This window comes from Streptomyces sp. NPDC002754, from assembly GCF_053592315.1.
Genome location: NZ_JBSFVM010000019.1, coordinates 1 through 14,400, shown reverse-complemented (window position 1 = coordinate 14,400; position 14,400 = coordinate 1). Strand labels below are relative to the sequence as shown.

The window sequence follows — 14,400 nt, the reverse complement described above, 5'->3', positions numbered from 1 at the left end:
ACCGGGGCCCTTCTCATGTGGTGCGGGCGGTGCGGGTGCAGACCGTCAGGACTTGACGCGCACCTCGTCGCGCAGCTTCGCCGTCGTGTCGGCCGCCTCGCTCAGCGGCTGCTCCTTCTTCGAGATGATGGCGCCGCTGTCGGAGTACACGATGTACGTGACCGTGCTGTGGTCGCCCCAGATGCACATCGGCATCTTGAAGCTCGACGGCACGCCCGCGGTGGACGAACTGCCGCCGGGCATCTCGTACTTGGCGTTCTGGCACTTGATGACGCCGTTCTTGAAGCCGGCCGGCTCGAACTTCTGGGGCGAGCCGTCGAAGGAGACCTTGGCGCCGCTCGCGCCGCCGGCGTCCGCCTTGGACTTCTTCTCCATCTCGGCGAACATCGAGTCGACGACCTTCTCCGGGTCCTCGATCTTGCCGTAGACGCCACCGAAGTTGATCGCCTTGACCGAGGTGCCGGAGCCCGCCTTGTAGCTGGCGTTCACGCTCTTGGGGTCGGTCACGCCCCACTTCTTGGCCTCCGCGACGTCGTCTTCGGTGAAGGTGCCGCTGCTGGACGTGTCCGAGCTGCTCTTCTGGTACTCGCCGAGGACCGTGGCCGGCGTCGTCAGCTTGTGCGCGCCGTCGTCCGCCACGGACGAGCCGCCGCCGCTGCTGCCGCTGTCGCCGTCGACGAAGATGAAATAGCCACCCGCCCCGAGCGCCGCCACCACGACGACCGCGGCGATCACGATGCCCAGCACCTTCTTGCTGCCGCCCCCGCCGGTGGGCGGCTGCGGCGGGTACTGGCCGTACGGAGCCTGCTGCGGCTGCCCGTACGGGCCCGGCTGCTGGGGCTGGCCGTAACCGCCGGGCGCCTGCTGCGGCGGCTGTCCGTACGGACCCGGCGGCTGCTGGGGCGGAACCCCCTGGGGCGCCTGCTGGGGCGGCTGCTGCGGGTAACCGTAGCCGGGCTGCGGCGCCTGCTGCGGCGGCTGTCCGTACGGGCCCGGCTGCTGCGGCTGGCCGTAGGGTCCCGGCTGCTGGGGCTGCTGACCGTACGGGCCCGGCTGCTGGGGCGGCTGGTTCCCGTATGGGCCCGGCTGGTTGTGGCTCATTACTGGTATTCCCTCCCGTTGCTTATGTGCTGCCGACATCCTGACGTACGCGGGTGCGATCCGTTCCACCGGATTCGGTTTCAGTACGAGCTTGTAACCCCTCTAAACTGGCCCGGTGACCGAGAACTCTCAGCAGCAGACGCCAGCGCCCACCTCCGAACTGCCGACCCAGTACGCGCCGGCCGAAGTAGAGGGGCCGCTGTACGAGCGCTGGGTAGAGCGTGGTTACTTCGATGCCGATCCCAAGAGCGAGAAGCCGCCGTACACGATCGTCATCCCGCCGCCGAACGTCACGGGCTCCCTGCACCTGGGCCACGCCTTCGAGCACACGCTGATCGACGCCCTCACCCGCCGCAAGCGCATGCAGGGTTACGAGACGCTGTGGCAGCCCGGCATGGACCACGCGGGCATCGCCACGCAGAACGTGGTGGAGCGCGAGCTCGCCAAGGAGGGCCTGTCCCGGCACGACCTGGGCCGTGAGGCGTTCGTCGAGCGGGTCTGGCAGTGGAAGGCCGAGTCCGGCGGCCAGATCGCCGGTCAGATGCGCCGCCTGGGCAACGGTGTGGCGTGGAGCCGCGACCGCTTCACCATGGACGAGGGCCTGTCCCGCGCGGTCCAGACGGTCTTCAAGAAGATGTTCGACGACGACCTGATCTACCGCGCCGAGCGCATCAGCAACTGGTGCCCGCGCTGCCTGACGGCCATCTCGGACATCGAGGTGGACTACCAGGACGACGACGGCGAGCTCGTCTCCATGAAGTACGGCGAGGGCGAGGACACCATCGTCGTCGCGACGACGCGCGCCGAGACGATGCTGGGCGACACCGCGGTCGCCGTCCACCCGGACGACGAGCGGTACGCGCACCTGATCGGCAAGCAGATCAAGCTGCCGCTGACCGGGCGCTCCATCCCCGTCGTCGCGGACACGCACGTCGACCCGGAGTTCGGCACCGGAGCCGTGAAGGTCACCCCTGCCCACGACCCGAACGACTTCGCGATCGGCCAGCGCCACGACCTCGAGGCGCTCCAGGTCCTGGACGAGCGCGGCATCATCACCGCCCACGGCCCCTTCGAGGGGCTCGACCGCTTCGAGGCGCGCTCCGCGATCGTCGCCGCGCTGCGGGCCGAGGGCCGCATCGTCGCCGAGAAGCGGCCGTACGTGCACTCGGTCGGGCACTGCTCGCGGTGCAAGACGACGTTGGAGCCGCGCCTCTCGCTGCAGTGGTGGGTGAAGGTCGAGACGCTCGCCAAGGCCGCCGGTGACGCGGTCCGCGACGGCCGGGTCGACATCCACCCCGCCGACCTGTCGCAGCGCTACTTCGACTGGGTCGACAACCTCAACGACTGGTGCATCTCGCGCCAGTTGTGGTGGGGCCACCGCATCCCTGTCTGGCACGGCCCGAACGGCGAGACCGTGTGCGTCGGCCCCGACGAGCAGCCGCCGAGCGGCGAGGGCTGGCACCAGGACACCGACGTCCTGGACACCTGGTTCTCGTCCGGCCTGTGGCCGTTCTCCACGCTGGGCTGGCCGGAGCAGACCGAGGACCTGGCGAAGTTCTATCCGAACTCGGCCATGGTCACCGGCTACGACCTGATGTTCTTCTGGGTCGCCCGGATGATGATGTTCGGCCTGTACGTGATGGACGGCGAGGTCCCCTTCAAGACCATCGCGTTCCACGGCATGGTCCGTGACGAGAACGGCAAGAAGATGTCGAAGTCCTTCGGCAACGCGGTGAACCCGCTGGACTGGATGGACACCTACGGCTCCGACGCGCTGCGGTTCACGCTGGCCCGCGGCGCCAACCCGGGCATCGACGTCCCGATCGGCGAGGACTGGGTCCAGGCGTCCCGGAACTTCGCCAACAAGATCTGGAACGCGACGCGCTTCGCGCTCATGAACGGCGCGACCGTCGAGGGCCCGCTGCCGGAGCCGTCCGAGATGACGGCGACGGACCGCTGGATCCTCTCCCGTCTCAACAAGACGGTCGCCGAGGTCGACGCGTTCTACGAGGACTACCAGTTCGCGAAGCTCTCCGACTCGCTCTTCCACTACGCGTGGGACGAGGTCTTCGACTGGTACGTCGAGCTGTCGAAGACGACGTTCATGGCGGGCGGCGAGCCGGCCAAGGTGTCCGGACGCGTCCTCGGCGAGGTTCTCGACGTTCTGCTGCGCCTGCTCCACCCGATCGTCCCGTTCGTCACGGAGACGCTGTGGACGACGCTCACGGGCGGCGAGTCCATCGTGATCGCCGACTGGCCGAAGGCCGGCAGCTTCCGCGACGACGCCGCCGAGCAGGAGATCGCGACGCTCCAGCAGGTCGTCACCGAGGTCCGCCGCTTCAAGGGCGACCAGGGCCTCAAGGCGGGCCAGCGCGTCCCGGCCCGCCTCACCCTGGACGGCACCGAGCTCGCCGCGCACGAGCCGGCGATCCGTCAGCTGCTCAAGCTGCAGCCGGAGGGCGAGGGCTTCACCGCCACCGCCACGCTGCCGGTCGCGGGCGCCGAGGTGGCGCTCGACCTGTCCGGCGCGATCGACGTGGCGGCCGAGCGCAAGCGCCTCGCCAAGGACCTCGCCGCCGCCGAGAAGGACAAGGCGCAGTCCGAGGGCAAGCTGGGCAACGAGGCGTTCCTCGCCAAGGCCCCGGACCAGGTGGTCGACAAGATCAAGGGCCGGCTCGCCAAGGCGGACGAGGACATCGCCCGGATCCGCACCCAGCTGGACCGGCTGCCGCAGGCGTAGCGGCGTGAGTCATTGACGCGCGGCCCCGAAACCCCGACCTTGGGTTTCGGGGCCGCACGCGTCGGACGCCCCTTTCAGGGGCGCGGCGAACTGCGCACACCACGGCGACACCGCACCCGCACACCCCGGCCGAACCGCCGGAGGCCTACGCCGCCAGCATCCGCTGCAACCCGTCGAAGTCGTCCACACACTTCCCGCACCCCAGCGCCACGCTGTCCAGCGGGTCGTCCGCGACGAACACCGGGATCCCCGTGCCGGAGGCGATCCGCAGATCGAGCCCCGGCAGCATCGCACCCCCGCCCGTCAGCACGATCCCGTGCTCCATGACGTCCCCCGACAGCTCCGGAGGACACTCCTCCAGCGTCGCCTTCACCGCGGCGATGATCGCCTCCACCGGCTCGTCAAGCGCGGCCCGCACCTCACGCACCGTCAGTTCGAGCGTCTTCGGGAGGCCCGCCACCTTCTCCCGCCCCCGCACGGTGAACGCCCGCATCTCGAACGCGTCCTCGCCGGGCACCGGCCACGCCGAGCCGATCGCGATCTTGATGTCCTCGGCCGTGCGCTCGCCGATCAGCAGCCCGTGCTGCTTGCGCACGTAGTCCGTGATCGCCTCGTCGAACCGGTCGCCGCCGACCCGCAGCGACTGCGAAGTGACCACGCCGCCCAGCGAGATGACGGCGACCTCGCTCGTGCCGCCGCCGATGTCCACGACCATCGACCCCCGCGGATCCGCCACCGGGAGGCCCGCCCCGATCGCCGCCGCCATCGGCTCCTCGATCAGGTGCACGGTCCTCGCCCCGGCCCGCCGCGCCGCGTGCTCGATGGCCCGCCGCTCCACCGGCGTGACCCCGCTCGGCACGCACACGACCATGCGCGTACGGGGCCGCCGCCCCGGCACCGCCTTGCGGACGAAGTGCCGGATCATCGCCTCGGCCGCCTCGTAGTCGCTGATCACGCCGCCGCGCAGCGGCCGGATCGCGGTGATCGACCCCGGCGTGCGCCCGATGGTCTCCTTCGCCTCGCTGCCCACGGCGAGCACCTCGCCGCGCCCGCCCGCCTTCATGGCGACGACTGACGGTTCGTTCAGCACGATGCCCTGACCGCGTACGTAGAGAAGGGTGTTGGCGGTGCCGAGATCGATGCCTATGTCCATGATCAGCAAGTTTGCCGGGCGGAAGACCGATCCGGAGGGACCAAGGTCCCGAAACGGACAGGCCGAAGGTCCCGAACCGGGACGTCGGGTGGCGTCCGACGCGCTGTCGGTGGACCTCCGTAGACTGGCGTGTGTGAGTGACCTCCCCCCGCGCGACAGCAGCGACTACGGCTCCCCCGACAACCCCGACGACGCCGACCAGTTCGAAGAGATCGTCGGCGAAGAGACCACCCGCGATCCCGACCTCGCGGTGATCGAGGCGGGCAGCCGCACCCTGCGCACCCAGTCGGCCCCGCCGCAGGGTGACGGGATCCCGGCCCGCCCGCAGGACCCCGAGGTGGAGAAGGCGCTGCGGGTGGTGGAGGCGGAGCTCGCCACGCGCTGGGGCGAGACGAAGCTGGAGCCCTCCGTCGACCGCATCGCCGCGCTGATGGACGTGCTCGGCGAGCCGCAGCGCGCATACCCCTCGATCCACATCACGGGCACGAACGGCAAGACGTCCACGGCCCGCATGATCGAGGCCCTGCTCACGGCCTTCGACCTGCGCACCGGCCGGTACACCTCGCCGCACGTCCAGTCGATCACCGAGCGGATCAGTCTGGACGGCGCCCCGATCGACCATGAGCGCTTCATCGAGACGTACGAGGACATCAAGCCGTACGTCGAGATGGTCGACTCCCAGCAGGCGTACCGCCTCTCCTTCTTCGAGGTGCTGACCGGCATGGCCTACGCGGCCTTCGCGGACGCCCCGGTGGACGTCGCGGTCGTCGAGGTCGGCATGGGCGGCAGCTGGGACGCGACGAACGTGATCGACGGATCGGTGGCGGTCATCACCCCCATCGACCTCGACCACACCGACCGGCTCGGTGAGACGCCCGGCGAGATCGCCGGCGAGAAGTCCGGGATCATCAAGCAGGACGCCTCCGTGATCATGGCGCAGCAGCCGGTGGACGCGGCGCAGGTGATCCTCAAGAAGGCCGTGGAGCGGGACGCGACGGTGGCCCGCGAGGGCCTGGAGTTCGGCGTCGTCCGCCGCGAGGTCGCCGTCGGCGGCCAGTTGGTGACGCTGCGCGGGCTCGGCGGCGAGTACGAGGACGTCTTCCTGCCGCTGCACGGCGCGCACCAGGCGCACAACGCGGCGGTGGCGCTCACCGCCGTCGAGGCGTTCTTCGGCATCGGCTCGCAGCACGCGCGCCTGCTCGACATCGACACCATCCGCACCGCGTTCGCCTCGGCCACGTCGCCGGGCCGCCTGGAGATCGTGCGCCGCTCGCCGACGGTCGTCCTCGACGCCGCGCACAACCCGGCGGGCGCCCGCGTCACCGCCGAGGCGATCCGCGAGGTCTTCGACTTCAGCCGCCTCATCGGTGTCGTCGGCGCCAGCAGTGACAAGAACGTACGGGGGCTCCTCGAGGCCTTCGAGCCGATCTTCGCCGAGGTCGTCGTCACGCAGAATTCCAGCCACCGGGCCATGGACGCCGACGACTTGGCGGGCATCGCGGTGGAGGTCTTCGGCGACGAGCGCGTCCAGGTCGAGCCGCGCCTCGACGACGCGATCGAGGCCGCGATCACGCTCGCCGAGGAAGAGGGCGAGTACGCGGGCGGGGGAGTGCTCGTCACCGGTTCCGTCATCACGGTCGGCGAAGCCCGGCTGCTCCTGGGGAAGGGCTGATCGCCGTGCGTATTCTCTGTTCCTCGACCCTGCTCGCCGAGTTCTTCGTCATCGGCTTCGCCGGGCTCGTCGCCATGAAGGACCCCGACCTCTCGGGCGGCCTGGTGTGGACGGTGAGCGGCGTCGCGATGCTGCTCAGCGTGCTGCTGTGCGGCATGGTGACGCGGCCCGGGGGAGTGCAGCTCGGCTGGGCGCTGCAGATCGCCCTGATCATCAGCGGCTTCTTCGTCCCCGTCATGTTCTTCCTCGGCGCCTGCTTCGCGGCCCTGTGGTGGGCCTCGGTCCACTTCGGCCGCAAGGTCGACGAGGCCAAGGCCCGCTTCGCGGCCCAGGCCGAGCACGCCTGAGCTGTTCTTGGCCGTGCGGGTGGGCAAATCAAGCCCCTGCGGCGTTTGAGCAGCGGGGTCCGGTGCGGAGCCCCGGGGGTTGGCCCCGGACCCCGCGCCCGCCCGCCTGCCGCGGCGCCGGTCACGCCCTGTAACCTCGGGCGTCACCGCACACCTAGGCCCACAAGGAGTCCCGCGAATGACCCAGCGCACGCTCGTCCTGCTCAAGCCCGACGCCGTCCGCCGCGGCCTGATCGGCGAGATCATCGGCCGCTTCGAGCGCAAGGCCGGCTGGACGATCAGCGCGCTCGAACTGCGCAGCCTGAGCCAGGAGACGCTGGAGGCGCACTACGGCGAGCACAAGGGCAAGCCGTTCTACGAGCCGCTGGTCGACTTCATGTCCTCAGGCCCCGTCGTCGCCCTGGTCGTCGAGGGCGAGCGGGTGATCGAGGGCGTACGCCAGCTGGCCGGTCCGACGGACCCGATCGCCGCCGCCCCCGGTTCGGTCCGCGGCGACTTCGGCACCATCGTCCGCGAGAACCTGATCCACGCCTCCGACTCCGAGGAGTCCGCGGCGCGCGAGCTGAAGCTTTTCTTCCCCGATTTCGCGTAACGGGTCGCCTTTCCGGTCTTCACTATTCCGGACTTCGACTCACTCGCATGAGACACCCGGTGTCCGCTCCATGAGACCGGCGAGTTCGTTTTCTGATGCAGCGTCAGTCACGGAGCGCCACTGACCAGGAGCGGCCCGAGAATTCGGGCCGCTCTTTTGCATATGCGGCCCGATCGGGGGAACGCACTCCTCCGTCGGGACGTCCCCATTAGCGGGGCAGGGACTCCCATGCTGACAATGGCGAAGACACTCGCGCCGTGATCGTGCAGGCGAGACTACGATGGAGCCTCCACGCCACACGCGTCCACCTCTCGCCTACCTGACAAGCCATCAAACGCTCCACTTGGGAAGGCCAGACGAATCCTGATGGGGAACTCAATGTCGTTCATCGGCCGTGACATGGCTGTCGACCTCGGGACCGCCAACACGCTGGTGTACGTCAGGGGTCGAGGGATCGTGCTCAATGAGCCGTCCGTGGTCGCCATCAACACCAACACCGGCGGCATCCTCGCGGTCGGCGCCGAAGCCAAGAAGATGATCGGGCGCACGCCGGGCAACATCGTGGCGGTCCGGCCACTGAAGGACGGCGTGATCGCCGACTTCGAGATCACCGAGCGAATGCTCCGCTACTTCATCCTGAAGGTGCACAAGCGGCGCTACCTCGCCCGGCCTCGCGTCGTCGTCTGCGTGCCGTCCGGCATCACCGGCGTCGAGCGCCGCGCGGTCATCGAGGCCTCCTCGCAGGCCGGTGCCCGCCAGGTGCACATCATCGAGGAGCCCATGGCCGCGGCCATCGGCTCCGGCCTCCCGGTCCACGAGGCCACGGGCAACATGGTGGTCGACATCGGCGGCGGCACCACCGAGGTCGCGGTGATCTCGCTCGGCGGAATCGTCACGGCGCAGTCCATCCGCGTCGCGGGCGACGAGCTGGACAACGCGATCATCCAGCACATCAAGAAGGAGTACTCACTCCTCCTCGGTGAGCGCACCGCCGAACAGATCAAGATCACGATCGGCTCCGCGTACGACCTCGACTCCGACGAACACACCGAGATCCGCGGCCGCGACCTCGTGTCGGGGCTGCCGAAGACCGTCGTCATCTCGGCGGCGGAAGTCCGCAAGGCGATCGAGGAACCGGTCAACGCGATCGTCGACGCCGTGAAGACCACCCTCGACAAGTGCCCGCCCGAGCTGTCCGGTGACGTAATGGACCGCGGCATCGTTCTCACCGGTGGCGGCGCCCTGCTGCGCGGCCTCGACGAGCGGCTGCGCCGCGAGACCGGCATGCCGATCCATATCGCCGAGGACCCGCTGGACAGCGTGGCGCTCGGTTCCGGCAAGTGCGTCGAGGAGTTCGAGGCGCTCCAGCAGGTTCTGGACGCCTCGCCGCGCAGATGACATGAGGCGAAAACGTCCGCCGTACGAGTGCCTGCCACTTCGTGCGGCGGATCGTTGATATATAGGCAAGGCATAAGAAATCCTCAGAGGAAGGCACGGCCGCCGCACGTGAGGGACACACGAGAGAGCCGGCTGCTCCTGGTGCTGCTGATCGCCATCGCGTTCGCACTGATCACGGTGGACATCCGCGGCGGCGAGGACTCGCCTGTCGAAGGTGCCCGGCACGCCGCCGCCACGGTCTTCGGCCCCGTGGAGAACGGCGTGTCCGGCGCGGTCGACCCGATCGGCAACGCCATAAGCGCGGTCCGCGACTCCGACAAGCGGCACAACCGCATCGGCGAACTGGAGCGGGAGAACGCCTCCTTGAAGGCGAAGCTCGGCAGCGGCGACCGCAACCGCAGCAAGGTCCGCCAGCTCGACGCCATGCTGAAGACGGCGGGCGCGGGCCAGTACGGCATCAAGGGCGCCCAGGTCATCGCCATCGGCTCGGCGCAGGGCTTCTCCTGGACCGTGACCATCGACGCCGGCGCCAACGACGGCATCCAGCGCGACATGACGGTGCTCAACGGCGACGGACTCGTCGGCCGCGTGACGACCGTCGGCCCGAACACCGCCACCGTGCTGCTCGCCAACGACCCCGACTTCACCGTCGGCACCCGCATGGAGAAGTCCGACGAACTCGGCTTCGCCTCCGGGCAGGGCGACCGTCCGCTGCGCGTCCAGCTCCTCAACGGCAAGGCCAAGGTGAGCAAGGGCGAACGGCTCGTCACCTTCGGCTCGCAGTCCGACAAGCCCTTCGTGCCCGGCGTCCCGGTCGGCCGCGTCGTCCGCGTCGACCCCTCCGGCGGCGACCTCACCCGCACCGTCTACGTGAAGCCGTACGTCGGCTTCACCAAGCTCGACGTCGTCGGCGTCGTCGTGCAGGCGCCGCGCACCGACCCGCGGGACACGGTGCTGCCGAAGAAACCCGCCAAGCCCAAGCCGACGCCCACCGTGACCGTGACGGCCACCCCGGGCGCGGACGGCAACGGCAACGCCGAAGCCAACGGCAACGGCGAGAACGCCGCCGACAACAACGCAGACCAGCAGCAGTAGCAGGAGGAGCAAGGAATCATGCGCTTCAACCGAATGCTGCTCTCCACGGTCCTTGTCGTCGTGGCCCTCGTCCTCCAGGTCTGTGTCCTGGCCCGGCTGCAACTGCCCGGCGCCGTCCCCGACCTGATGCTCCTGACCGTCCTCGGCCTGGCCCTCGTCTACGGGCACGTGGGCGGCGCCTTCGTCGGCTTCGGCGCGGGGCTGCTCGCCGACCTCGCCCCGCCCGCCGACCACGCCGCGGGCCGCTACGCCCTCGTGCTCTGCGTCATCGGCTACCTCGCGGGCCTCGCCAAGCCCGACAGCGGCCAACTGCGCTCGGCGGCGGGCCCCATGCTCGTCGTCGTCGGCGCCGCCATCGGCACGACCCTGCTGTACGCGGGCGTGGGCGCGCTCGTCGGCGACACCGCCGCCCGCGACGTCGGCCTCGGCAGCCTCATCTTCACCGCCGCGCTCTACGACCTGCTGCTCGCGCCCTTCGTCGTCCCCGGAGTGATGGCGCTCGCGAGACGCGCCGAGAACGATCCGCTGGGGGAGTCCCCCGGCGGCTCCGCCAAGGCCGCAGACGTCTCCTCCGGCTGGCTCTCCGGCGGTGGCACGGGCCTGAGCATCGGCGGCCGGACCGGCGGCCTGCGCATGCGGACGGTCAAGGCGCGCGCCTCCCGGGCGGGCCGCATCAAGGGGGTCAAGCGCCTGTGAGCGCACCGCAGTTGACCACCCGGGTGGCGTACGCGCACAGGTTCAGCGTGTACACGTACCACTGGCCGCACTCGTACACGCACTGAGAGGGGGAGCACGCCACCGTGACCAACATCCCCGAGACGGGCCGCACTCCACGGGTCCAGATCCGCCTCATCATCCTCCAGATCCTCGTCCTCTCCCTCCTGCTCACCCTCGGCGGCCGTCTCTGGTACCTCCAGATCCGCAACGGCGACGAGTACGCCAAGGAGGCCTCCGGGAACCACGTCCAGCAGGTCGTCACGCCCGCCACCCGCGGCTCCCTCCTCGACGCCCGCGGCATCCCGCTCGCCGACAACGAGACGCGGCTCGTCGTCTCCGCCTCCCGCACCGACCTGATGAAGATGGACGACGAGGGCAAGGCCGTCCTCGCCAAGCTCGCCAAGGTCCTCGGTCTCAAGGCCAAGACCGTCGAGGAGAAGGTCCGGCTCTGCGACGCGAAGACGCCGCAGCCCTGCTGGAACGGCTCGCCGTACCAGCCCATCCCGATCACCGACGAGGCCACGCCCAAGCAGGCCCTGCAGATCCGCGAGCGCAGCGAGGACTTCCCCGGCATCACCGCCGAACCGACCGCAGTGCGCCGCTACGCGGGCCCCGGCGGCTCCAACACCGCGCAGGTCCTCGGCTATCTCTCCCCGGTCACCGACGCGGAGATCGAGAAGGCCAAGAACTCCGACTCGCCGTACCTGCGCTCCGACCAGGTCGGCCGCAGCGGCCTCGAGCGCACCTACGACAAGGACCTGCGCGGCAAGGCAGGCGTCACCCGCTACGAGGTCGACAACCTCGGCCGCGTCATCGGCCGCGCCAAGAGCGACAAGGCCGAACCGGGCGCGAACGTCGTCACGTCGATAGACGCCCGCGTGCAGTCCGTCGCCGAGAAGGAGCTGCAGGCGGCGATGAAGGCCGCCCGCACCGAGTTCGACAAGAACACCGGCGAAAACTACAAGGCCGACTCCGGCTCCGTCGTCGTGATGGAGGCCAAGACCGGCCGCGTCGTCGCCATGGCCTCCAACCCGACGTACGACCCGAACGCCTGGGTCGGCGGCATCTCCGGCAAGGACTACGCCCAGCTCACCGGCAAGAAGTCCAACTACCCGCTGCTCAACCGGGCGATCCAGGGCCAGTCGGCGCCCGGCTCCATCTTCAAGGTGATCTCGTCGACCGCCGCGGTCAACGCCGGTTACCCGTTCAACGGCCGCTACCCGTGCACCAGCTCGTACTCGATCGGCAGCCAGGTCTTCAAGAACTTCGAGTCGGAGAACTTCGGCCCGATCAGCCTCGGCCGCGCCCTCGAGGTCTCCTGCGACACCGTCTTCTACGGCATCGCCCACAAGGAGTGGCAGAAGCTCGGCGGCATCCACCCCAAGAGCGGCGTCGACACCGACGACTCCTTCTACAAGACGGCCCACCAGTTCGGTCTCGGCAAGGAGACCGGCGTCGACCTCCCCAACGAGGTCAGCGGCCGGGTCCCCGACCGGAAGTGGAAGCAGCAGTACTGGAAGGCCAACAAGGACGCCTGGTGCAAGGGCGGCAAGAAGAACGGCTCCTACGTCGAGCGGCTCAACTGGGAGAACTGCCGCCAGGGCAACGTGATGCGCGCCGGTGACGAGGTCAACTACTCCATCGGCCAGGGCGACACGCTCGTCACCCCGATCCAGATGGCCAGGATCTACGGCGCCATCTCCAACGGCGGCACCCTCTACCAGCCCTCGGTCGGCAAGGGCGTGATCAGCGCCGACGGCAAGCAGGTCAACGAGATCGCGCCGAAGGTACAGGGCAAGCTGCCCATGACCAAGCAGACTCAAGCCCACATCGACCAGGCCCTCGCGGGCGTCGCGACCCGCGGCACCGCCGCCTGGCGCTTCGGCGGCTGGCCGCAGGACAAGATCCCGATGCACGCCAAGACCGGCACGGCCGAGGTCTACGGCAAGCAGACGACGTCCTGGTTCGCGACGTACACCAAGGACTACTCGGTCGTCATGACGATCTCCCAGGGTGGTACGGGTTCCGGAGCCTCCGGCCCCGCCGTCCGCAAGATCTACGACGCGATCTACGGCGTCGACGACAAGGGCGGCATCAACAAGAAGAAGGCCCTGCTGCCCGAGCCGGAGAAGAACCTGCCGAAGATCCAGAAGGACGGTTCGATCGACGCCCCGGAGATCAAGCCGGTCCAGCCGAACAAGCAGGCGCCGCCCACCCAGCAGGACCTGGCGGCGGCCCTGCCCACCTCCCCGTACACCAGGAGGGACTGACCGGTGACAGGCAACGGCTTCTCCGTCTCCGGCTACGGGCCGCAGCGTTCCACCATGACGCGGCTCATGGCCCGCGACTCGGTGGTGCGCAGGCTCGACTGGCCGATACTGCTGTCGGCGATCGCGCTGTCGTTCATCGGCGCCGCGCTCGTCTTCTCGGCGACCCGGAACAGGACCGAGCTCAACCAGGGCGATCCCTACTACTTCCTGTTCCGGCACCTGCTGAACACCGGGATCGGCGTCGCGCTGATGGCGGGCACGATCTGGCTCGGCCACCGCACGCTGCGCACGGCCGTGCCGATCCTGTACGGCATCTCCGTCTTCCTCGTCCTCCTCGTGCTCACCCCGCTCGGCGCGACCGTGAACGGGGCGCACGCCTGGATCCTCTTCCCCGGCGGCTTCTCCCTCCAGCCCTCCGAGTTCGTGAAGATCACGATCATCCTGGGCATGGCGATGATCCTCGCGGGCCGGGTCGACGCGGGGGACCGCGAACACCCCGACCACCGCACGGTGTTGCAGGCGATCGGTCTCGCCGCCGTCCCGATGCTGGTCGTCATGCTGATGCCGGACCTCGGGTCCGTCATGGTGATGGTGATGATCGTGCTCGGCGTGCTGCTGGCGTCGGGCGCCTCGAACCGGTGGGTGCTCGGCCTCATCGGCGTCGGCGCGGCGGGCGCGGTGGCGGTCTGGAAGCTCGGCGTCCTGGACGACTACCAGATCGCCCGCTTCGCGGCCTTCGCCAACCCGGCGCTCGACCCGGCGGGCGTCGGCTACAACACCAACCAGGCGCGCATCGCGATCGGTTCGGGCGGGCTCTCCGGCGCGGGCCTCTTCCACGGCTCGCAGACCACCGGGCAGTTCGTGCCGGAGCAGCAGACGGACTTCGTGTTCACGGTGGCCGGTGAGGAGCTCGGCTTCCTGGGGGCGGGGCTGATCCTGCTGCTGCTCGGTGTGGTGCTGTGGCGGGCGTGCAAGATCGCGCGTGGCACGACTGAGCTGTACGGCACGATCGTGGCGGCGGGCATCATCGCCTGGTTCGCGTTCCAGGCCTTCGAGAACGTCGGCATGACGCTGGGCATCATGCCGGTCGCCGGCCTCCCCCTCCCCTTCGTCTCCTACGGCGGCTCGTCCATGTTCGCGGTGTGGGTGGCGGTGGGGCTACTCCAATCGATCAAGGTGCAGCGCCCGATGTCGGCGTGAGGCTGCGACGGGGTTGTCCGCCCCCACCCCACCCCTTCCCGAAAGTCCTGCCGGACGGGCCTGCTCAATCGCCGCAGGGGCTGTAAGCAGCCCTGCCGGGCGGGCCTGCTCAATC

At 69.5% G+C, this 14,400-nt stretch carries 11 protein-coding genes; 9 read left to right on the top strand and 2 right to left on the bottom strand.

Annotated features, from left to right (window positions below):
* Positions 1-45: 45 nt before the first annotated feature.
* Positions 46-1,101, bottom strand: a complete 1,056-nt coding sequence (locus ACWD2L_RS28735; protein WP_351341418.1) for a hypothetical protein — start codon at positions 1,099-1,101, stop codon at positions 46-48.
* A gap of 115 nt (positions 1,102-1,216) precedes the next feature.
* On the opposite strand from ACWD2L_RS28735, the gene ACWD2L_RS28730 reads away from it, so the two are divergent.
* The gene (locus tag ACWD2L_RS28730) at positions 1,217-3,841 is read left to right on the top strand and encodes a valine--tRNA ligase (RefSeq protein WP_351341415.1); all 2,625 of its coding nucleotides are present in this window, start codon (positions 1,217-1,219) and stop codon (positions 3,839-3,841) included.
* A gap of 145 nt (positions 3,842-3,986) precedes the next feature.
* Here ACWD2L_RS28730 and ACWD2L_RS28725 read toward each other — a convergent pair whose 3' ends face one another.
* Entirely contained in the window at positions 3,987-4,994 is a 1,008-nt protein-coding gene (locus ACWD2L_RS28725) for a rod shape-determining protein (protein ID WP_351341412.1), read from the bottom strand.
* A 133-nt stretch (positions 4,995-5,127) separates the two neighbouring features.
* Between ACWD2L_RS28725 and folC the strand changes: the two genes are divergently transcribed.
* From folC to rodA, 8 genes are all read left to right on the top strand, one after another.
* Complete coding sequence (gene folC, locus ACWD2L_RS28720; protein ID WP_351341410.1) at positions 5,128-6,666, top strand: bifunctional tetrahydrofolate synthase/dihydrofolate synthase; 1,539 nt, start codon at positions 5,128-5,130, stop codon at positions 6,664-6,666.
* Between the two features lie 5 nt (positions 6,667-6,671).
* Complete coding sequence (locus tag ACWD2L_RS28715) at positions 6,672-7,013, top strand: DUF4233 domain-containing protein (RefSeq protein ID WP_351341407.1); 342 nt, start codon at positions 6,672-6,674, stop codon at positions 7,011-7,013.
* A 178-nt stretch (positions 7,014-7,191) separates the two neighbouring features.
* The gene (gene ndk / locus ACWD2L_RS28710) at positions 7,192-7,605 is read left to right on the top strand and encodes a nucleoside-diphosphate kinase (RefSeq protein ID WP_351341404.1); all 414 of its coding nucleotides are present in this window, start codon (positions 7,192-7,194) and stop codon (positions 7,603-7,605) included.
* Between the two features lie 378 nt (positions 7,606-7,983).
* Positions 7,984-9,003, top strand: coding sequence for a rod shape-determining protein (locus ACWD2L_RS28705; RefSeq protein ID WP_266719674.1), 1,020 nt, complete (start codon positions 7,984-7,986; stop codon positions 9,001-9,003).
* A gap of 108 nt (positions 9,004-9,111) precedes the next feature.
* On the top strand, positions 9,112-10,098 hold the full coding sequence (gene mreC, locus ACWD2L_RS28700; protein WP_351341400.1) for a rod shape-determining protein MreC: 987 nt from the start codon (positions 9,112-9,114) through the stop codon (positions 10,096-10,098).
* 18 nt (positions 10,099-10,116) lie between these two features.
* On the top strand, positions 10,117-10,794 hold the full coding sequence (gene mreD, locus ACWD2L_RS28695; protein WP_351341397.1) for a rod shape-determining protein MreD: 678 nt from the start codon (positions 10,117-10,119) through the stop codon (positions 10,792-10,794).
* 104 nt (positions 10,795-10,898) lie between these two features.
* On the top strand, positions 10,899-13,085 hold the full coding sequence (gene mrdA, locus ACWD2L_RS28690; RefSeq protein WP_351341394.1) for a penicillin-binding protein 2: 2,187 nt from the start codon (positions 10,899-10,901) through the stop codon (positions 13,083-13,085).
* 3 nt (positions 13,086-13,088) lie between these two features.
* Positions 13,089-14,285, top strand: a complete 1,197-nt coding sequence (gene rodA, locus ACWD2L_RS28685; RefSeq protein ID WP_351341391.1) for a rod shape-determining protein RodA — start codon at positions 13,089-13,091, stop codon at positions 14,283-14,285.
* Positions 14,286-14,400 lie beyond the last annotated feature (115 nt).

What these genes read in the sequence shown, in the direction of transcription:
- ACWD2L_RS28705 (WP_266719674.1), top strand. Translation starts at nt 7,984, where the DNA reads ATGTCGTTCATCGGCCGTGACATGGCTGTCGACCTCGGGACCGCCAAC.
- ndk (WP_351341404.1), top strand. Translation starts at nt 7,192, where the DNA reads ATGACCCAGCGCACGCTCGTCCTGCTCAAGCCCGACGCCGTCCGCCGC.
- ACWD2L_RS28725 (WP_351341412.1), bottom strand. Translation starts at nt 4,994, where the DNA reads ATGGACATAGGCATCGATCTCGGCACCGCCAACACCCTTCTCTACGTA.
- ACWD2L_RS28735 (WP_351341418.1), bottom strand. Translation starts at nt 1,101, where the DNA reads ATGAGCCACAACCAGCCGGGCCCATACGGGAACCAGCCGCCCCAGCAG.
- mreD (WP_351341397.1), top strand. Translation starts at nt 10,117, where the DNA reads ATGCGCTTCAACCGAATGCTGCTCTCCACGGTCCTTGTCGTCGTGGCC.